Below are 19,094 nucleotides of genomic sequence, written 5' to 3'. Positions count from 1 at the left end.
TGTCGCCGACCGGCGACGGTCCTGCTTGGAAGACGCCCGAACAGTTGCCACGGCCCTCGCTTCAGCGCACGATGAACACATCTCCATGGGCGGCAGGCGATCGGAGCAAAAACCATGTCAGTGAGCCCCCAGCAGGTGATGGCATCGCAGATCAGCGAGTTGATTCGTGGTATCCAGGAGCATCCTGTCGCCGACGTCGACACCGTCCTCGGCGAACTCACCGAGAACGGTGTCAAATATGTGCCCGGTGCCCGGCACGCGGGCATCACCATCGCCGTTCGCGATGGCAAGGTGCGGACCGCCGCGGCGACCGGCGAGTACCCGAAGGTGCTCGATGAGATCCAGCAACGCCGGGCCGAAGGGCCGTGCCTCAGCGCGGCATGGGAACAGCACGTCATCCGGATCAACGACATGGAGAACGAATCGCGGTGGCCCGCATACTGCCGCGATGCGGTCGAGGAGACCCCGATCCGTTCGGTGATCGCTTTCCAGCTCTATGCCGACAAGCAGACCATGGGCGCGCTGAATTTCTACGCCGAACAGTCGGGTGCATTCGACGCGGAGTCGGTGGAAGCCGGCCTGGTCGTGGCCACCCACACCGCGCTGGCGTGGAATCTGCTGCGTCGCGACGAGCAGTTCCGCAGCGCGCTGGCCTCGCGTGACATCATCGGCCAGGCCAAGGGTATGTTGATGGAGCGCTACCGGATCGATGCCGTCCAGGCCTTCGAGGTGCTCAAGCGCCTGTCACAGAACTCCAACACCCCGCTCGCGGATCTCGCGCATGAGATCGTGAATTCAGCGCGGGCACGAGATGTCGTTGACGACTGAGGGATTCGACCGAATCCCGCCCGGGGCGCGAGCGGCGGCCGCGCGGCTGCGGATCGCCGAGCTTCAGCAACGGCGGGCCGCGCTCGCGCAAGGGCTGGCCCCGACGGCCGAGGATGTGGCGACCGCGGAGCTGCGGGCACAGCAATCGTGGCAGCAGGCCATGGAGGCCCACCAGGCCTCCGCGAAGCGACACTTCGAGGCCGGCCAGGCGCATCGGCGAGCCGCCGCGGCGCACGAACAGGCGGCCATGATGGCGAACAATGGTGATACGAGCAGGCACCAGGACGCGGCCGAGATGCATCGCAATGCCGCCGATTGGCACGACACCGCCGCGGCGGCCGACGCCAGGACCGCCAACGCGCACATCCGGGCGGCGGCCACTCCCGAGGCGCGTGAGACCGCCTGGTCGGATTGGTTAGGCCTGCTCTTCCATCAAAAGCAACGCACCCTTGACGCCGCCCTCGGCGGAGCGGAAAGCGGTGCACGTGACCCTGACGCGGATGTTCCTGCCACGCCGGTTGACCGCGTCGAGGAGAACCTCTCCGGTTTGGCCGGAGTCGACGAAGGCGTTGCCGATGAGCGGCCGGACGGGCTCGAGCGGTAGTCCGACATCCAACGACGTGAGCACGGTGCCGGTGGTTTCGTCGGCGCGCAGTCCCCACAGATCTTCACAGTGCCGGTTCCACACCACAACCCGCATTTCCCGGTCGACCACCACCATGCCGACGTGGATCGAGTTGACCAAGGAGTCCAGGAACGTCCGTGCGTCGTCGAGTTCGATGCTGCGTTCGCGCAACGTGTCGTTGATGGTGTGCAATTCGTCGTTGGTCGACTGCAACTCCTCGTTCATCGTCTCGAGCTCTTCGTTGGTGGACTGGAGCTCCTCGTTGGTGGTCTCCAGCTCCTCGACCGTCGACTGCAGTTCCTCGTTGGTGGTCTCGAGCTCTTCGTTGGTGGATTGCAGTTCCTCGTAGGCGGCCTCCAGCTGCCGATTGGTCTGCACCACCTTGTCGACGAGCGCGCGGGTCGCGGTGACGTCGAAGAACACGATCGAGATGCCGAGCAGGCCGTTCTCGGCGTCCACCAACGGGTTGACGTGGATCTCGAACCACACGGTCTCCGAGCCCGGCCGCTGCCACTTGACGTCCTGGATCCGGGCGGAGCGCCTCTCGACCTTGGCCTGCTCGATGTAGGCGCGCAGCTCGACCGGGCGGTATGAGACCTCCAGATCCCGCAGCAGCCGCCCGATGTCGCGGGCCGACAGCCCGAAAATCGATTCGGCCTGCTGATTGATCATCGCCACGGTGTCTTCACCCGTGACCACGATCTGCGCGACAGGGCTTGCGCGGAACGCGAGTTCGCGCACTGTGCTGAGGCCGGGCAGCTCGCCGTGGCGGTCGTACATCGACGCGGCCGGGTCGTAGCGCTCCATCCCGGTGTGCGAGCCGGCCGCCTTGCGGAACACGCGGTGCTTGAGGTTCAGCGGCGTGAACCGGTCGGCATGGCTGAGCAGCATCTCTGCGTGGCCGAGAAACAGCGTGCCTTGCGCTGCGAGGGCAAAATGCAGCCGGTTCAACACATTTCGCTGTGTCTCGGCATTGAGGTACATCAGCGTGTTGCGGCACACCAGCAGATCGACGCGCGATATCGGCGCATCCTTGACCAGGTCGTTGCGGCCGAAGATGACTGCGCGCCGAAGATCCTTGTGAAAGACGTACCGGCCGTTGAGCTGTTCGAAGTAGCGCGCCAGCAAGTCCGGTGGCACCGATTCGACGCTTCGCTCGTCATATGACGCGGCGCGGGCCTCGGCAAGGGCCTCCTCGTCGATGTCGGTGGCATAGATCTTGACCCGCTGCCGGAAGGCGTCAGGGCCCAGGGCTTCGGCGAGCAGGATGGCCAGCGTGTAGGCCTCCTGGCCAGATGCGCAGCCCGCGCTCCACACCCGGATCGGGTCGTCCGGTCCGCGTTCGGCGAGCACACGGGGGATCACGTCGGTGCGTACGAACTCCCAGGCGTCGGGATCGCGGAAGAACGCGGTGACGTTGATCAGGATGGTGTTGAACAATGCCGAGAATTCCTCGGAGCTGGCCTGCAGGACGTCGAGGTACTGTTCGAAGGATTCGTAGCCGGCATGGTCCATGCGGTGTCGCACGCGCCGCATCAGAGACGTGCGTTTGTAACCGGTGAAGTCGAAGCCGCGGGAATCACGCATGTAGCGCAGCAGCGCCTCGAAGGATTCGTCGGTCGGTTCCATGGCGTCCCATCCGCAGGCAACAGGTCGTGTTGCTGAACACTACCCGCGGCTAGATCGCGGCTAGATGGAGTTCTCGGGCCCGACGACCGCCCACACGGTTTTGCCGGTTGACGTCGGTGTGCTGCCCCAGACCCGGGCCAGTGCGGCGACCACCGTCAGCCCGGAAACCGTGTCGGCGCCACGGAGCGGATCCTCGTGCCGCACGGCCGGTGCGTGGCTGAAGTCCTCCACCGCGAGTGTCACGGTGTCGCCACGGATCTCGACGATGAGACTCGGCGGACTCTGGGTGTGTTCCAGCACGTTCTCGACGAGAACGTCGACGATGATCGTGGCGACCGGAATGAGTTTGGCCGCAGACCAACTCAGCAGCCATTCGACGGTCAACTGGCGCGCGCGCCGCAGGCTCGAATGCACCGCGGGCAACTGGGCACGGGCTCGTCGTCGGGGTTCGAGTTCTCCCGCGCCGACGGCGCTGCTCGCCGATTCGATCGTGTCGAACACCGGGACATACCTGGTCACACCGTTGCGCCTGATCGCATTGCGCCCGGCAATGTGTCGGCACACCAGGATCAGCGGGACGTCGGGCCACACGCTGACATGCCAACGTGCGCTGGTGAACACCGACCACGCCGACTCTGAGCGCACATGTAGATCACTGACGTCGACGATGACCGCGCTGGGTTCTTCGAGCGCGGCTTTGATCACGGTGTCCCGGAGCCCCCGATAGGTGGTCGTGTCGAGGATGCCGTCCACGACGAGGACACTGGTATTGCCTTGATTCTGTGTCGATACCGCGATCGGACTTCGTGCGTTAGCCACCGCGATCCTCCGAGCGTCGGTTGGCCGTCGACAATCGTTCGCCGAGCACCGATGCCGCGTGCTCGGCCTCGTCGGCGACCTGAACGTATCGGTCGGCCATCTGGCCGGGCCCCGCCTTTTCCGCGAGGCGCCGCGACAGTTTGGCCTTTTCCTGCAGGCTACGTAGAGCAACCCACAACGCACCCTCCACCTCTTTGTCACGGGCGTGCAACAGCGCCTCGGCCGTCCAGGCGTGGCCGACGCGGCATCGGAAGTTGCCTTCGCCGACCGCGGCCAGCGAGCCGTTGCAGTCCGGGCAGACGTAGCCGGACGGCGGACCGAGCGCCTCACTGTCGAAATCGGTCGAAAATCGTTTCGCCATCGCGATTCTGTTCTCCAGTTCCATGGCGGCGTCGGGTTCCATGTCGCTCTCCTCAATCGCCCGCCCGGTCAGCTTCTCGAGCAGCGCGCCGATGTTGTCGGCATCGGCCTGATGGTCGATCACTCCTGCCTGGACCGCGTTGCCCGGCATGGCGGGGAACAGCGCGTCGGACGGTGTCTGCGCGATGGTGACGCCGCCCCGCGACCGGATCGCGCCCAAGCCGAGCACACCGTCGTCGAGCACGCCCGACAACAGCACGCCGATGGCGCGCGGGCCGAACGCCAGTGCGGCCGAACGGAACAACGCGTTGATCGCGGGTCGGTGACCGTTCTCGGTGGGGCCTTCGGCCAGTCTGGTGCGGTGATCATGGACCAGGAGATGGTGGTCCGGGACGGCGACGTAGATGGTGGCAGGTTCGAGGCTTTCACCGTCTTCTGCGGCCTTGGCCGGCAGCGGGCCGGCACGATCGAGAATCCTGGCGAGCACGCTGGGGGCATTGGCAGGCATGTGCAGGGTCACGAGCACCGCGTAGGACAGATCTGTGCTCAGTCCGGAGGCCAACTGGGTCAGCGCTTCCACGCCGCCGGCCGAGGCGCCGACCGCCACCACCCCAAGGGGCTCATCCGTGTATGTCATCGCGCAGCCTCACTGTGCGTTGACTACCCAAACTACGCTTGGACAATCCCATCCGCGCCCCCTGGCACGGCAGAATTCCTCAGGTGCGCGCGTGGCTCACCCGCAATGTCCGAGTGCTCTCCGCGGTGTCCTTTTTGCAGGACACCGCGAGCGAGCTGCTCTACCCGTTGCTGCCGATCTACCTGACCGCGGTTCTCGGTGCGCCACCGGCCGTGGTCGGCGCGGTCGAAGGCGCGGCCGAGGGCGCCGCCGCCATGACCAAGCTCGCTGCGGGGCCATTGGGGGATCGGTTTGCCAAGCGCCCGTTGATCGCAACCGGGTACGGCATGGCCGCGCTGGGCAAGGTCATGGTGGCCGCCGCGGGCGCCTGGCCGGGCGTGCTGGCGGGCCGGGTCGTCGACCGGCTCGGCAAGGGCATCCGCGGCGCACCGCGCGACGCGCTACTGGTCGCCGACATCGACACCGCGGCGCGGGGGCGGGTGTTCGGCTTCCACCGCGCCATGGACACGCTCGGGGCCGTGGCCGGCCCGCTGCTCGGGCTGCTCGGCTACGAACTGCTCGACCACCAGATCGCGCCGCTGCTGTGGGTCGCGGTGGTGCCTGCGGTGCTCAGCGTCGCGCTGGTGTTCCTGGTGGCCGAGCGCAGGTCGACGACGCGCACGTCGCGGCAGCCGACGTTCTCGCACGTGCGCGACCTGCCGGGCCGGTACTGGCGCGTGACGGCCGCGCTGGTGGTGTTCGGTCTGGTCAACTTCCCCGACGCGCTGCTGTTGTTGCGGCTCAACGAGATCGGCTTCTCGGTGGTCGAGGTGATCCTCGCGTACGTGACCTACAACGCGGTCTATGCGGTCGCGAGCTTCCCGGCGGGTGTGCTGGCCGACCGCATCGGCCGGGTTCCGGTGTTCGGCATGGGTCTGGTGTTCTTCGCGATCGGGTACACCGGCCTGGGGCTTACCACCGACCCGGTGCTGGCCTGGCTTCTGATCGGGGCGTACGGGCTGTTCACGGGCTGCACCGACGGTGTCGGCAAGGCGTGGATCTCGTCGCTCGTGTCCCACGATCTGCAGGGCAGTGCGCAGGGCGTGTTCCAGGGGCTCAGCGGTTTCGCGGTGCTCGGTGCGGGCGTGTGGGCCGGTCTGGTGTGGGGCGCGATACCCGATCAGCCCGGGCAGCTGCCGCTGCTGGTTTCCGGCATCGTCGGCGCGGTGTTCGCGGTCGGACTGCTGGCTGCGCCGGTACTCAGCCGGGGACGATGACCTCGACGTCGTCGAGAACGAACGGCGGCGCACCCACCCCGGCGATCGAGAACGTGCCCTGCGCGGTGCGCTCGGTGATGCGGGCGTCGGCTGTCCGGTCGCCCACGGTCAGCGTGACGCTCCCGCTGACGGCGTCGTGAACATCGAGGATGGTGCCTTGCCAGTGGTAGCGACCGTCGATCGGATCCAGGTGGCCCGTCAACCGGACGTGCACCGCACGGTCTGCCCCGGCCATGTGCAGGGTGGCCGGGCCGTCGTAGACCTCGTCGCTGACACCGGCGGCCGAGTCGAGGTCGAAATCCTCCGGAATCCGCCGCCGCAGCTCGCGGCGCCGCCGCCAACTGGTGGGCCACGGCGCGGGACGATCGTGGAACAGCCGTTGCGTGCTGTGGCGCACCTCGATGCGGGTCGCGCGGTCGCGATCCATAGCGGTCAGGCAGTCCCGCACGTACGCGGCTTGCCGGGAATCCGAGATGAAGAACCAGTTGGGCCTGCCGTGCACCGCGACGCCGCGGTACGGCCGCAGGGGCGAATCAGCCGCACCGCGGCTGATCACGATGCGGGCATGCCGCGGCCCGGCAGCGGTCTGCAATGCCCACGTGTGGGTGGACTCGTCGAACGTCTGCGCGGTGACGTCGCGCAGCACCGTCACGGTGCCGAGCGGGCCGAGCAGGGCCGCGTCGACGTCGATGACCGCGATGTCGATGGGGTTCACCGCGGCAGGAACCCGGTACGACGCCACATCCTCCGGCCGACACGCCCCATCAGGCCCACCTCTTCCAGGAACGCCGCCAGCGGCGCGAATCCGGCGATCTGGGTCTGGTGGCGGTGCGGGCTGTGGCGCGCGATCCGGCGGGCCTCCCGGGCGTCGAGGCCCACCCGCTGGTACTGCACCTTGTTGGTGAACAGGAAGCGGAAGAACACGCCGCCGAGCCCGTTGATGTTGGCCACGAACATGCGGTTGACCCGGCGCATGTGCGGGGCGCGCTTGCGCAGGCCGTCGCGGGCGAACTGGATGTGGCGGGCCTCCTCGGTGACGTGGATCCGCATGAGCCGCTGGATGATCGGCTGCAGTTCGGGGTCGTCCATCATCTGCCGCTGCAGCGAATCGAAGATCTCCTCACCGATGAGCGCGGCCACCCACAGCAGCGAACCGCGGAAAGCGAACGGCAGCGCGTTGATCACGATGCGCTGATACAGCCTGGGCCGCACGGGCTTGGCGCCGACGCGTTCGATGGCCTTGCCGAACATCACCATGTGCCGGGTCTCGTCGCCGAGTTCGGTGAGCTCGTAGTGGGTCGCGCGGGCCGTCGGATCCTGATGCATCATCTTGCGCAGCAGGGCCTGGTTGAGGATGTTCTCGAACCAGATGCCCGCCGACAGGGTGTTGACCAGCTCCTGGCGGGACAGCTCGATCTGCTCCTCGCGAGACATGCTGTCCCACAACGCTGTACCGTAGAGCGACACGGTCTTCGGGGGCAGATAGAACTTGTCCGGGTCCAGCGGCGTATCCCAGTCGATGTCGACGATGGGCGCATAGGACTTCTTCACCGAGCCCTTGAGCAGGCGCTCGGAGAACTCGTCACGTGTGGCGGCGTTGACCGCCTTGATCGAGGTAGTCACCGTTGACGTCCCTTCGCGGAGTTCGGAGGTTTTTGAAACTACGGCCATCCGGAACGCTTAGTCAATACCCACGGTACCGCATACTTTGTCTGGTTGTCCGTATCGTTACGCTTCGGGGTGTGCGCCACATCCATGTCATCGGTATCGGCGCTGGTGATCCGGACTTCGTGACGGCACAAGCGGTTTCCGCGCTCAACGACACGCAGGTGTTCTTCGCGATGGACAAGGGTGCCCAGAAGGACGAGCTGGTTGCCCTGCGTCGGCTGATCTGCGAACGGTTCATCGAAGAACCCGGCTACCGGTTCGTCGAGCTGCCGGACCCGGTGCGCGCGTCGGGCGGCGACTACCGCCAGAATGTCGCGGACTGGCATGCCGAGCGCGCCAGGATCTGGGCACAGGCCATCAAGACCGAACTCGGCGCCGACGGTGTCGGCGCATTTCTGGCCTGGGGCGACCCGTCGCTGTACGACAGCACGCTGCGGATCCTGGAGCGGGTCGCCGAGCACGTCGAATTCGATCACGACGTCATCCCCGGCATCACGGCGATCCAGGTGCTGACGGCGCGGCACCGCATCCCGCTCAACGACGTCGGCGAACCCGTGTTGATCACCACGGGCCGCAAGCTGCGCGAGGAGGGCCTGGCAGGCAGTGCAGTGGTGATGCTCGACGCCGACTGCTCGTTTCAGCACTGTCCGCCAGAGACCCGCATCTGGTGGGGTGCCTATCTCGGCACGCCCGACGAACTCCTGGTGGCCGGGACCGTGGGCGAGGTCGGGGACGAGATCGTGCGGGTCAGGGCCGAGGGCCGCGACCGGCACGGCTGGATCATGGACACCTACCTGCTTCGGTCGGCAGACTGAGCGCCATGGGCTCATTTCTGTTGCGTGCCGGGCTGACCGGGCTCGCGCTGTGGATTGTCACGCTGATCGTGCCGGGGATGAGCTTTGTCGGGGGTGAGGATTCCGCGCTCGCCCGGGTCGGGATCATCTTCGTCGTCGCGGTGATCTTCGGCGTGGTCAACGCGATCATCAAACCGGTCGTGCAGATCCTGTCGATCCCGCTCTACATCCTGACGCTGGGCCTGATCCACATCGTCATCAACGCGTTCATGCTGTGGATCACGTCGTGGATCACCGAGCACACGACGCACTGGGGTCTGCAGATCGATGACTTCTGGTGGACTGCGATCTGGGCCGCGATCGTGCTGTCGATCGTGAGCTGGCTACTGTCCCTGGTCTGGCAGCCGGACCGCTGACACCTGCTCGGCCAACGCCGCCGCGGTGTCGCGTGCGGCCTCGGTGTCGTTGTCGTGCTCGAGGGCCCAGCACGCCGCCAGGGTGCGGTAGGCCAGCTGCTCGGCGGTGACCACAGCCGGCCACATGCCTTCGGCGGCAACGCGTTGCGCGTAGGAACCACCGATGCCCGCGTCGTAGGCAGGCAGCAGGGCCATCGTCCGCAGTTGCAGATCGCGGCGGTCGGTGCGGGCTCGATCGGACGTGACGACGCCTGCGGCCAGGTGCGTCAACGCTGTGTCGACGGCGTCGAGCGTCGCGGCAATCGCGGTGCTCAGCCCGGTCGGTGCACGCCTGCGCTGCGTCAGCCAGTACACCGAAAGTGCCACCGCACAACCGATCAGCGTGTCGCCGCCGCGCGCCAGCAGCAGTTCGCCCAGGTCGGCCACCGGCATTCCGCCCGCCGCGATGGTCAGCGCGGCCGGAGTGATGAACACGACGGCCAGCGTGTAGTTGCGCATGACGTACATCTCGACCGTGAATTGCAGTGCGCCGATGATCAATACGAGCCACAGCCCCTGCGGGTGCAGCGCGAGGATGATCCCGGCCACGCCCAGCCCCACGAGCGTGCCCAGCGTGCGTTCGACGCCGCGTGTCACGGTGCGTAGCCAATCGAAGCCCTGGTGCAGGATCAGCACCGCGGACGCCATCGCCCAGTAGGCGTGGTTCATGGTCAGCGCGGAGGCGATGACGCCCGAGATGAGCACTGCGACACCGGCACGCGCGGCCAGGCGCAGGGACTCCGAGCCGGGGGTGACAGCGCGCCGCAACAATGAGACCGCGCTGGGGCGACCGAGCGGAACGCCTTCCGCGCCATGCTCGTCGGTGACGGCGTCGGCGGGCACGGTTGCCAGGTGCCGGGCCAGCGCGGCCCCGCCTTCGGGTGCCGGTCGGCCGGCGTCGGCCGCGCGCATCGCTTCGGCGAACAGGGCGTGCAGCTTACGGTTGACCACGCGCAGCCGGTACAGCGTGTCGTCGGGTTTGGGCTGCACGGGCTCGAACGTGACGAGCGTGACCCACGAGCTGTGCAGCAGGTGAGCGGCCCGGTGCCGCGCCTCGGCCTCGGCAGCCGCATCCCCGCCGATGGCATCGAGGTATCCCGCGACGGCGTCGGCCGCGGCTGCGACCGCGGCGCGTTCCGGCCCGCGGGGCCGCACGAGCGCACCGACCATGTGCACGACCCACGCGAACGCGCCACCCGCGGCCACCAGCGCGGCAATCCGGACCGGGGACAGGTGCGCACTGGCGACCCCGGTGCCCGCGGCGCAGGCGAGCACGAACATGTACGCCCCCGGCGGACCGATGGCCAGCGCGTGGCACACCAGTACCGCGATCACGGCGATGACCGACACCGTCACGATGCCGAGCCACGGTGTCGCCGCGGCCCAGTCGCCCAGCGCCACCGCGACGGCGAAACATGCCGCGACCACGCCGAGGTAGACCCCGCGGTTGAGGTACGGCCTGCCGCTGCCGTACAGCGACGTGAACCCGCCGATGGTCGCGATCAGACCGGCCGCGGTGTCGCCCGCCAGCCAGCCGACCAGCACCGGCACCGCCATGCAGACCCCGGCCCGCAGTGCGAACGGCCAGCGCCGCGGCGCCGGGTTGAGCACGAAGATGCGGCGCAGCGGGTTCGTCGTCGGCTTGGGTGCGGGCCGGTCCGGCATGTGTACAGCATGCTCGGCATTCGGCTGACACACTGGGAGGCATGCCAGAACTCCCCGAAGTCGAGGCGCTGGCCGACTACCTGCGCCAGCACGCCGTCGGACGCACCGTGGCGCGGGTCGACGTCGCGGCGCTGTCGGTGCTCAAGACGTTCGATCCGCCGGTGACCGCACTGCACGGTCAGCCCGTCACGGATGCCGGGCGGTGGGGCAAGTACCTGGGCTTGAAGGCCGGAGAGGCGTGGCTCATCACGCATCTGTCGCGGGCCGGGTGGCTGCGCTGGTCGGACAAGCTCGCGCCCACGCCGCTCAAGCCGTCGGGGAAGGGCCCGATCGCGCTGCGCGTGCACCTGGGGGAGGGAACGGGATTCGACCTGACCGAGGCCGGCACGCAGAAGCGCCTCGCGGTGTGGGTCGTTTCCGATCCGATGGACGTGCCGCAGATCGCGTCGCTCGGCCCGGACGCGCTCTCACTGGATTCGACGGCGCTGGCAGCCCTGCTGGCAGGCCATTCGGGCCGGATCAAGAACGTCATCACCGACCAGAAGGTGATCGCCGGCATCGGCAACGCCTACAGCGACGAGATCCTGCACGTCGCCAAGCTGTCGCCGTTCGCGACCGCTGACAAACTCTCCGATGCCCAGCTCGGCGCTTTGCACGACGCAATGATCTCGGTGCTCACCGACGCGGTCGAACGCTCGGTGGGCCAGCAGGCCGCAACGCTCAAGGGCGAGAAGCGCTCCGGGCTTCGCGTGCACGCCCGCACCGGGCTGCCATGCCCCGTCTGCGGGGACACCGTGCGGGAGGTGTCGTTCGCCGACAAGTCGTTCCAGTACTGCCCGACGTGTCAGACCGGGGGCAAGGTGCTGGCCGACCGGCGGATGTCTCGGCTGCTCAAGTAGCCGCCGTCAGAGGTCGTTCTCACCCCTGATGCGATGCCAGATGCAATACCAGTTGTAGTCACATCCGGCGAAGCGGCCCTCGTTGAAATCCAGTGGGGGAGGCTCGGGCCCGTTCCACGTGAACGCCGTACCGGCGTGGGCGTTCCACGGGAAGTTGGCACAGATGTCGGCGGGATAGCCACCGCAATCCCACAGTGGGTGATCGGCGCGGGCCGGCGGTGCCGGCGCGATGCCGCTGTAGCCCAGGCCGACGACGGCCGCGGCCACGGCCAGTGCTCGGATCTTCACCTTGGATTCCTTTCTCGCGTCAGAACTTCGGCGCTCGCTTCTCCAGGAAGGCCTGCGTGCCTTCGTGATAGTCGGGCCCGAAGTACACATCACGACGCAGTCCGTGGAGGTATTCGAAGGTCGCGGGGTCGATCGACACTGCCTGTGACAGCACCCGAAGCGATTCCTTGGCCGCGGCGACAGCCGCCGAGGACCGCGACGCGATGGTCCGCGCCATCGTGTAGACGGTGTCCTGCAATTGGTCGGCCGGCACGATCTGGTTGACGATGCCGACGCGTTCGGCTCGCTCGGCGTCTATGAGATCGGCCGAGAAGAACATCTCCTTGACCACGTTGAGCGGCAGCCGGCTCATGAAGTTCACGAATCCGCCGACGTTGTACGGCAGCCCGAGCTTGGCCGGCGTGATCGCGAACGCGGCAGTCTCGTCGCCGTAGACCAGGTCGCAGGCGATCACGAGATCGCAGGCACCGCCCCACACCGAGCCGTGCACCATCGCGATGACAGGGGCGGGGAAGCCCTTGACCGCGCGCAGCAACTGCTCAAGCGGATCGTTGTAGGGCAGCGGATCCACGTCGGCCACCGGCAATTCCGCGACGTCATGGCCGGCTGACCACACCTTGCCCGCTGACGCGCTGCGCAGCACGACCACGCGGGCGCGCTTCTGCTTGAAACCGTCGAGCGCAGAGATGGTTTCCGCGATCAGTTCGGCAGAGAGCGCGTTGCGTTTGGTGTCGCGGTCGAACGCGACGGTACCGACGTCGTCGGCCAGCGAGGTCTGGATGAGGGCCACGGCGCGCTCAGATCAACGTGACTTTACGTGCGGCCGCGGTCAATTCGGCCCGATGGTCGGGATGAGCGATCGAGATCAACGCGTCGGCACGCTCCTTGGTCGACTTGCCGCGCAGGTTCACGGCGCCGTGTTCGGTGACCACCCACTCGACATCCATCCGCGGATCGGTCACCATCGCGACCTTCGGCACGATCGTCGACACCGTGCCGTGCCTGGCCGTCGACGCCAGGGCGATGATCGACTTCCCGTTGCGCGCCAGGGACGCGCCCTTGACGAAGTCGAACTGCCCTCCTGAGCCGCTGTATTCGTGATCGCCGATGAACTCGGCATTGACCTGCCCGTAGAGGTCGATTTCGATCGCGGTGTTCACCGACACGAAGTCGTCGTGGGCCGCGATGGTCCGGATGTCGTTGACGTAGGACGACGGATAGCTTTCGATCGCGGAGTTGTCGTTCATGAACGCGTAGGAATCCGTCGTGCCGAAGGCCACGGTGTAGACGTGCTTGTGCGGGTGTCGGGTCTTTCGCGCACCGGTGATCACACCGGTGCGGATGAGGTCCGCCATCACCGGTGAGAAGAGTTCGGTGTGCAGGCCAAGGTCCGAGTGTTCCTGCAGCGCCAGCGCGACACCTGCCGGGATCTTGCCGATGCCGAGTTGGATGGTGGCGCCGTCGGGAACCATGGGAGCCACCAGGGCTCCGATGGCGAGCCCCTCTGGCGACGGCTCGGCTGCGCCCGCCTCGATCAGCGGGACGTCGTTCTCGACGATCGCGGCCACCTCGCTGACGTGGATCTGCGACTGGCCGAACACCCGCGGCATGTTGCGGTTCACCTCGACGATCAGCCGTTTGGCCCGGCGAGCGGCGACCGACGCGAAGTCGTTGTTGGTGCCCAACGAAAAATACCCGCCCGCGTCCATGGGGGACACCGTGACCAGGAACGTGTCGAGGTCGATGATCTCCTCGAACAAGCGGGGGATCTGGCTGAAATGCACGGGCACGAAGCTCACGAGTTTGTGCCCGGTCTGCACCTGGCGCTTGATCGTCTCGTGGTCGGGATCCCCGACGAAAAAGCTGTGGGCATCCACCTTTTCGATGACGTCCTCGGCAAGCAGCGTTTTGCCCAGTGGCTCCATAGCGATCTTGTAGTACAGCCGGATGCCGCCCAGGTCTCCGCTCCGTAGCCGGTTTGCCGTTGCGCTCAGCAAGGCCGGTGGTTGACCGATCGCCATGCCGCACGACACGGTCTCGCCGGATGCGATCGGGGACACGGCGGCGTCGGCCGTGGTGAGTTTCGCGGCGTACAACTCCGCAGCATTGAGTGACACCGGGATCCGCTCCTTTGCTCAGAGCCGCCGTGGCTAGGCGAAGTTGTAGCACGTCCGGTGCTGGGATAGGTCCGTTTTTACGATGAATACCAGCGGCTTTGGCTTTCCTCTGCGTCAATAACTTCGATATCGTTGTCCCGGCAGCGTGGCGCTGCCAAGATTGCTCGGGAATCCGCATCATCGCCCGGATGCATTGTGAGGGAAATTGACTGTCACAGCAGATCAGCCCACCTGGGTATCGGGCACCGCCGCGACCATGACCATCCTCGCGACAGGCTTGGGTTCCAGCATCACGGCGGCCGACCCGGTCATCCTGTCGGCCAACATCTCCGCGGTGCGCGCAGGCCTGCACATGTCGGCCAGCACCGCCAGCTTCGTCGCGAGCATCGCCACGCTCACGCTGGCGGCCGCGGTGCTGGGGGCGGGTGCGCTCGGGGACAAGTACGGCATGAGGCGCATGTACACGTTGGGCCTCGTGGGCACCGTCGTCTTCGGTGTCCTCGCCGCCGCGGCACCCAACGCCGCAGTGCTCGTATTCGCCCGTGCCGCAGTCGGTGTCGCGTTCGCATTACAGCTGGGATTGTCGCTGGCCATCGTCAATGTGGTCTTTCCGCCCGAGCGGCGCGCGATCGCAATCTCACTGCATCTCGGGGCATGCTTCGCGGTGGCGGTTCCGCTGCCTGCGGTCGGCAGCCTGCTCGCCGCGCAAATCGGCTGGCGCACGTGCTTTCTCGTCGCCCCCGCGGTCGCGCTCATCGCGCTCGTGCTGCTGCTGCGGTACGTACCCGAGACGCCTCGCGCCGCCCGCCGGCTCGATGTAGGCGGACTGCTGCTGGTCGCCACCGCACTGCTCGCGACGGTTTACGGTCTCTCGCGCCTGCAGGCGGGGGTGCACGCCACGGCGATCATCTGCATCGTCGCCGGGTTGGTCACCGGCGCCGCATTTGTCGCTGTCGAACTGCGCACCGCCGATCCGGCGCTGGACATGCGGATCTTCCGATCCGGCGCGTTCGACGCCGCGCTGTACGCCGGGGTCAGCTTCAATTTCCTGACCGGTGGCACGACGATCCTGCTCGCGTTCTATCTCGTCACCATCCGGGACGAACCCACCACGCTGCTCGGTCTCCTGATGGCGCCTGCCGCGTTGTTGTCGGCATTCGCCGCCGCGGCGGCGGGCCGCGTCGCGGCGCGGTTGGGTGGTCGCGCCGTGCTCGTGGCGGGGATGCTGCTGTTGCTGGCCGGGCTGCTGGTGCTGACGATGCTCGGCGAGCACAGTCCCATGTGGGTGGTGTTCGCCGCCGTCGCGTTCAATTCGATCGGTTCCGCGGTCGCCGAGACCATCGAGGCCACCATCATGCTGGAAACCGCTCCCGTCGAGTTGAGCGGTGCGGTCGCGGCGGTGAAAAGCGGTGTGGGACAGGCTGCCTACTCGCTCGGGCCGGCGGTTTTCGCCCTGATCGGAACCGCGGTGTTCCTGTCGTCCGGGCATGACAAGCTGGCCGGCGCGGGAATCTCCGTCGAGCAGGCCCGTGAGGCGCTACGGGCCGCCCACGGTGGCGCGGGCTCGGTCGCGGGGGCCAACGTGCTGGATCCGCAACGTGCCCGCGAAGTCGTCGAGGGTGCCGAGGCGAGCATGATCGAGGCGATCCACACCCTCGGCTGGATCCTCACTGTGGTGCCCGTCGTGGCAATCGTCCTGGTGCTCATACTGGTGCGGCCATCCCGTACGGCGGGCATTTCTTGACAGCTGTCTAACCAGGTTATCCTGCACAAGTGACCCGTCAGAAGATCCTCATCACCGGTGCCAGCTCAGGCCTCGGAGCAGGCATGGCACGCCAGTTCGCCGCAAAGGGGCGTGACCTCGCCCTGTGCGCGCGTCGTACCGAGCGTCTCGATGAGCTCCAGGCCGAGTTGGCCGACCGCCACCCCTACATCAAGGTGGCCGTCGCGGCGCTCGACGTCAACGACCACGAGGCCGTGCCACGTGTGTTCGGCGAGCTGTCCGACGAGCTCGGCGGGATCGACCGCGTGATCGTCAACGCCGGCATCGGCAAGGGCTGGCCGCTGGGCGAGGGCAAGCCGTGGGCCAACAAGGCCACGCTGGAGACCAACCTGATCGCGGGTCTGGTGCAGATCGAGACTGCGCTGGAGATGTTCAAGAAATCCGGTGGCGGGCATCTGGTGCTGATCTCGTCGGTGCTGGGCAACACGGGCGTACCCGGCGGCAAGGCGGCGTACTGCGCGTCGAAGGCGGGCATGACGTCGCTGGGCGAATCGCTGCGCGCCGAGTACGACAAGGGGCCGATCCGCGTGACGGTCATCGAGCCGGGCTACATCGAATCGGAGATGACGGCCAAGTCGGCGACGACCATGCTGATGGTCGACACCGAGACCGGCGTGCGCGCCATGGTCGACGCGATCGAGAAGGAAAAGGGTCGCGCGGTGGTACCGCGCTGGCCGTGGGCGCCGTTGACCCAGGTCATGCGGCTGCTGCCGCCGAAGTACACCAAGCGTTTCGCGTAGGCGGGGTTCGCCACTGGTTCGTCACAGGGCCACACCCGTCACGGCTCCGGGCCGGGGTGTTGTTGTGCCCGGCTGTGCGCGACAAAGTCGCAGAGGGCGCAACTGGCGTGACACTGGGCTCACTGACACCACTGGCAACAGCCGCGTTCGACACATTTGTCTCAACAGCACAGGCAGCTAGCACCTTTCACATGCCCGCATAAGCGCGACGAAGTCGCGCACAAGCGGGCCTGGGGCCGGTGAGCAACAGCGGGATTTTTGAGGCTGGTCGGGCTGGTGGGATGTTTCCTTTGGGGTGCAAGGGGTTGGAGTGCCCCAAGGGGCTGTTTCTGCGACTTTGTCGCAAACAGCCGGGCAAGTCGGTACCCGCCGCCGCCCCGCGACACGCCGCCCCGCGACCCCCCGCGTCACGTTTCAGCCACCGGGGCTGGTGGGTAGACGGTCTTCATGAAGGCAAAGCTGTTCACCCCAATGTTCATTGCAGGCGCGGCAGCTGGGATCGCACTGGCCCCGGTTTCGATGGCCGAGCCGCCACCTCCGCCGCCGTGCGTCAACGCCGACGGCACACCGTGTGCCGATATCGGGACGGCCGGACCTGGCGGAGCGACGGGCCAGATTCCTTACGGCCCGGGCGGCACGGCCGGCCCTGGCGGTGCCAGCGGCGAAATTCCGTATGGCCCCGGCGGCAGCGCCGGACCCGGCGGCGCGACCGGCGAGATTCCTTACGGCCCGAGCGGCACCGCCGGACCTGGCGGCGCCACCGGCGAAATTCCCTACGGCCCCGGCGGAACCGCGGGCCCCGGTGGTGCGAGCGGCTGCATCCCGAACGTGGGCTGCGCGACGATCCCCGGACCGTAAGTAGGAGTGGCTACGCCGAACGCCCGCGCTCCACGCGGTAACGGCGTACCAGGGCATCGGTCGACGAGTCGGACTGCTCAGCCGGTGACGCCTCCGCGGTGATCACCGGCAGCAGGGCCTTCGCCTGGGTCTTGCCCAGTTCGACACCCCACTGATCGAACGAGTCGATCCCCCAGATGACCCCCTCGGTGAACACCTGATGCTCGTAGAGAGCGATCAGTTGACCCACCACCGAGGGGGTCAACTTCGTGGCGAGGATCGAGGTCGTCGGCCGGTTGCCCGGCATCACCTTGTGCGGCACGACCGCGGGCGGAGTGCCTTCTGCGGCAATGGCTTCCGCGGTCTTGCCGAAGGCCAGCACCTGCGTCTGCGCGAAGAAGTTGCTCATCAGCAGGTCGTGCATGCTGCCCGTGCCGTCAGCCGTCGGCAGATCGTCGGTGGGCTGGGAGAACCCGATGAAATCGGCGGGCACCAGCCGAGTCCCCTGGTGCAGCAGCTGATAGAACGCGTGCTGGCCGTTGGTGCCGGGTTCGCCCCAGAAGATCTCGCCGGTGTCGACGTCGACCGGCGAGCCGTCCGCGCGCACCGACTTGCCGTTGGATTCCATGGTCAACTGCTGCAGGTATGCCGCGAACCGGGACAGGTCGTTGGAGTAGGGCAGTACCGCACGTGATTGTGCGCCAAAGAAATCCGAGTACCACAGCCCGATCAGGCCGAGCAGGGCCGGCGCGTTGGCTTCGAGCGGGGCGGTGCGGAAGTGCTCGTCGACCAGATGGAACCCGGCCAGGAACTCGGCGAACCGTTCGCGGCCGATCACGGCCATCACGGCAAGGCCGATCGCCGAATCCACCGAATAGCGGCCACCGACCCAGTCCCAGAAGCCGAACATGTTGTCGGTGTTGATGCCGAAGTCGTCGACGAGTTTCTTATTGGTCGACACCGCCACGAAGTGCTTGGACACCGCGGCGTCACCGAGCGCGGCCGTGAGCCAGCGTCGCGCCGCGGTGGCGTTGGTCAGCGTCTCCAAGGTGGAGAACGTCTTCGACGCGACGATGAAAAGCGTTGTGGCGGGATCGAGTCCGTCGAGGGTTGCGACGAGATCGGCCGGGTCGACGTTGGACACGAAGCGCGCCGAGATGCCCGCGTCGGCGTAGTGGCGCAACGCGTCGTACACCATCACCGGGCCCAGGTCCGAACCGCCGATACCGATGTTGACGACGGTCTTGATGCGTTCACCGGTCGCGCCGGTCCACTCACCCGAGCGCAGCCGGTCGGTGAAATCGCCCATGCGGTTCAGCACGTCGTGTACGTCGGCGACGACGTCCTGCCCGTCGACCGTCAACTCCGCGTCGGCAGGCAGCCGCAGCGCGGTGTGCAAGACCGCGCGGTCCTCGGAAGTGTTGATGTGCTCACCGGCGAACATCGCGTCGCGGCGCTGTTCGAGTCCGGCGGCACGGGCCAGATCGGTCAGCAGCTTCAGCGTTTCCCGCGTGACACGGTGCTTGCTGTAGTCGATGTAGAGGTCGCCGACGGTCAGGGTGAGCTCGGTGCCGCGCTTGGGATCCTCGGCGAAAAGTTCGGTCAGATGCTTGTCGCCGATATCGTCGAAGTGCTTCGACAAGGCCTGCCATGCGGGTGTTGAGGAGATGTCAGCACTCATTCCGTTGACCTTA

17 protein-coding genes and 1 pseudogene are annotated in these 19,094 nt (G+C 67.1%); 8 read left to right on the top strand and 10 right to left on the bottom strand.

Annotation, left to right across the window (positions count from 1 at the left end):
* Positions 1–114: 114 nt before the first annotated feature.
* Positions 115–828 (top strand): GAF and ANTAR domain-containing protein, encoded by a 714-nt coding sequence (locus G6N67_RS04575; RefSeq protein WP_036433916.1) that lies wholly within the window; start codon positions 115–117, stop codon positions 826–828.
* 415 nt (positions 829–1,243) lie between these two features.
* On the opposite strand, the gene G6N67_RS04570 is transcribed toward G6N67_RS04575, so the two are convergent.
* The 3 genes from G6N67_RS04570 to G6N67_RS04560 are packed head-to-tail and all read right to left on the bottom strand — an operon-like array spanning position 1,244 to position 4,898.
* The gene (locus G6N67_RS04570; RefSeq protein ID WP_036433918.1) at positions 1,244–3,082 is read right to left on the bottom strand and encodes a CheR family methyltransferase; all 1,839 of its coding nucleotides are present in this window, start codon (positions 3,080–3,082) and stop codon (positions 1,244–1,246) included.
* 60 nt (positions 3,083–3,142) lie between these two features.
* Positions 3,143–3,901: an STAS domain-containing protein gene (locus G6N67_RS04565; protein WP_036433920.1), complete on the bottom strand. Its 759-nt coding sequence runs from the start codon at positions 3,899–3,901 to the stop codon at positions 3,143–3,145.
* The gene (locus G6N67_RS04560; protein WP_036433921.1) at positions 3,894–4,898 is read right to left on the bottom strand and encodes a chemotaxis protein CheB; all 1,005 of its coding nucleotides are present in this window, start codon (positions 4,896–4,898) and stop codon (positions 3,894–3,896) included. The genes G6N67_RS04565 and G6N67_RS04560 overlap by 8 nt, the downstream gene beginning before the upstream one ends.
* 74 nt (positions 4,899–4,972) lie before the next feature.
* Between G6N67_RS04560 and G6N67_RS04555 the strand changes: the two genes are divergently transcribed.
* On the top strand, positions 4,973–6,154 hold the full coding sequence (locus G6N67_RS04555; protein ID WP_036435844.1) for an MFS transporter: 1,182 nt from the start codon (positions 4,973–4,975) through the stop codon (positions 6,152–6,154).
* Here G6N67_RS04555 and G6N67_RS04550 read toward each other — a convergent pair.
* Both G6N67_RS04550 and G6N67_RS04545 read right to left on the bottom strand, forming a co-directional pair.
* The gene (locus G6N67_RS04550) at positions 6,138–6,869 is read right to left on the bottom strand and encodes a DUF4873 domain-containing protein (protein WP_163642111.1); all 732 of its coding nucleotides are present in this window, start codon (positions 6,867–6,869) and stop codon (positions 6,138–6,140) included. The two genes, G6N67_RS04555 and G6N67_RS04550, sit on opposite strands and share 17 nt — an antisense overlap.
* 2 nt (positions 6,870–6,871) lie before the next feature.
* Positions 6,872–7,777: pseudogene (locus G6N67_RS04545) on the bottom strand (AurF N-oxygenase family protein); the annotation flags it as partial.
* A 119-nt stretch (positions 7,778–7,896) separates the two neighbouring features.
* On the opposite strand from G6N67_RS04545, the gene cobF reads away from it, so the two are divergent.
* Both cobF and G6N67_RS04535 read left to right on the top strand, forming a co-directional pair.
* Positions 7,897–8,637, top strand: a complete 741-nt coding sequence (gene cobF / locus G6N67_RS04540) for a precorrin-6A synthase (deacetylating) (RefSeq protein WP_036433925.1) — start codon at positions 7,897–7,899, stop codon at positions 8,635–8,637.
* Positions 8,638–8,642: 5 nt separating this feature from the next.
* Positions 8,643–9,032: a phage holin family protein gene (locus G6N67_RS04535; RefSeq protein WP_036433927.1), complete on the top strand. Its 390-nt coding sequence runs from the start codon at positions 8,643–8,645 to the stop codon at positions 9,030–9,032.
* Here the strand turns inward: G6N67_RS04535 and G6N67_RS04530 are convergent.
* Positions 9,000–10,736: an FUSC family protein gene (locus G6N67_RS04530; protein WP_036433929.1), complete on the bottom strand. Its 1,737-nt coding sequence runs from the start codon at positions 10,734–10,736 to the stop codon at positions 9,000–9,002. The genes G6N67_RS04535 and G6N67_RS04530 overlap by 33 nt on opposite strands.
* Before the next feature lie 41 nt (positions 10,737–10,777).
* On the opposite strand from G6N67_RS04530, the gene G6N67_RS04525 reads away from it, so the two are divergent.
* Entirely contained in the window at positions 10,778–11,635 is an 858-nt protein-coding gene (locus tag G6N67_RS04525) for an Fpg/Nei family DNA glycosylase (protein ID WP_036433931.1), read from the top strand.
* Between the two features lie 6 nt (positions 11,636–11,641).
* Here the strand turns inward: G6N67_RS04525 and G6N67_RS04520 are convergent, their stop codons facing one another.
* Genes G6N67_RS04520 through G6N67_RS04510 form a run of 3 tightly spaced genes read right to left on the bottom strand, consistent with a single transcriptional unit; the run spans position 11,642 to position 14,040 of the window.
* Complete coding sequence (locus G6N67_RS04520) at positions 11,642–11,923, bottom strand: hypothetical protein (protein ID WP_036433933.1); 282 nt, start codon at positions 11,921–11,923, stop codon at positions 11,642–11,644.
* 19 nt (positions 11,924–11,942) lie between these two features.
* Entirely contained in the window at positions 11,943–12,713 is a 771-nt protein-coding gene (gene scpB / locus G6N67_RS04515) for a methylmalonyl-CoA decarboxylase (RefSeq protein ID WP_036433935.1), read from the bottom strand.
* Positions 12,714–12,720: 7 nt separating this feature from the next.
* Positions 12,721–14,040, bottom strand: coding sequence for an acetyl-CoA hydrolase/transferase family protein (locus G6N67_RS04510; RefSeq protein ID WP_197747951.1), 1,320 nt, complete (start codon positions 14,038–14,040; stop codon positions 12,721–12,723).
* 205 nt (positions 14,041–14,245) lie between these two features.
* Here G6N67_RS04510 and G6N67_RS04505 point away from each other — a divergent pair, with 205 nt between their 5' ends.
* From G6N67_RS04505 to G6N67_RS04495, 3 genes are all read left to right on the top strand, one after another.
* A complete protein-coding gene (locus G6N67_RS04505) occupies positions 14,246–15,784 on the top strand; it encodes an MFS transporter (RefSeq protein WP_036433939.1) in 1,539 nt (512 codons plus the stop codon).
* A 29-nt stretch (positions 15,785–15,813) separates the two neighbouring features.
* On the top strand, positions 15,814–16,563 hold the full coding sequence (locus tag G6N67_RS04500) for an SDR family oxidoreductase (RefSeq protein ID WP_036433941.1): 750 nt from the start codon (positions 15,814–15,816) through the stop codon (positions 16,561–16,563).
* Between the two features lie 447 nt (positions 16,564–17,010).
* A complete protein-coding gene (locus G6N67_RS04495) occupies positions 17,011–17,421 on the top strand; it encodes a hypothetical protein (protein ID WP_374762462.1) in 411 nt (136 codons plus the stop codon).
* 10 nt (positions 17,422–17,431) lie between these two features.
* On the opposite strand, the gene pgi is transcribed toward G6N67_RS04495, so the two are convergent.
* Positions 17,432–19,081, bottom strand: coding sequence for a glucose-6-phosphate isomerase (pgi, locus tag G6N67_RS04490; RefSeq protein ID WP_036433943.1), 1,650 nt, complete (start codon positions 19,079–19,081; stop codon positions 17,432–17,434).
* Positions 19,082–19,094 lie beyond the last annotated feature (13 nt).

This window comes from Mycolicibacterium mageritense (genome assembly GCF_010727475.1).
In the GTDB taxonomy this organism is placed as follows: domain Bacteria; phylum Actinomycetota; class Actinomycetes; order Mycobacteriales; family Mycobacteriaceae; genus Mycobacterium; species Mycobacterium mageritense.
The sequence above is the reverse complement of the archived record's forward strand: the minus strand, read 5'-3'. Positions and strand labels throughout refer to the sequence as shown.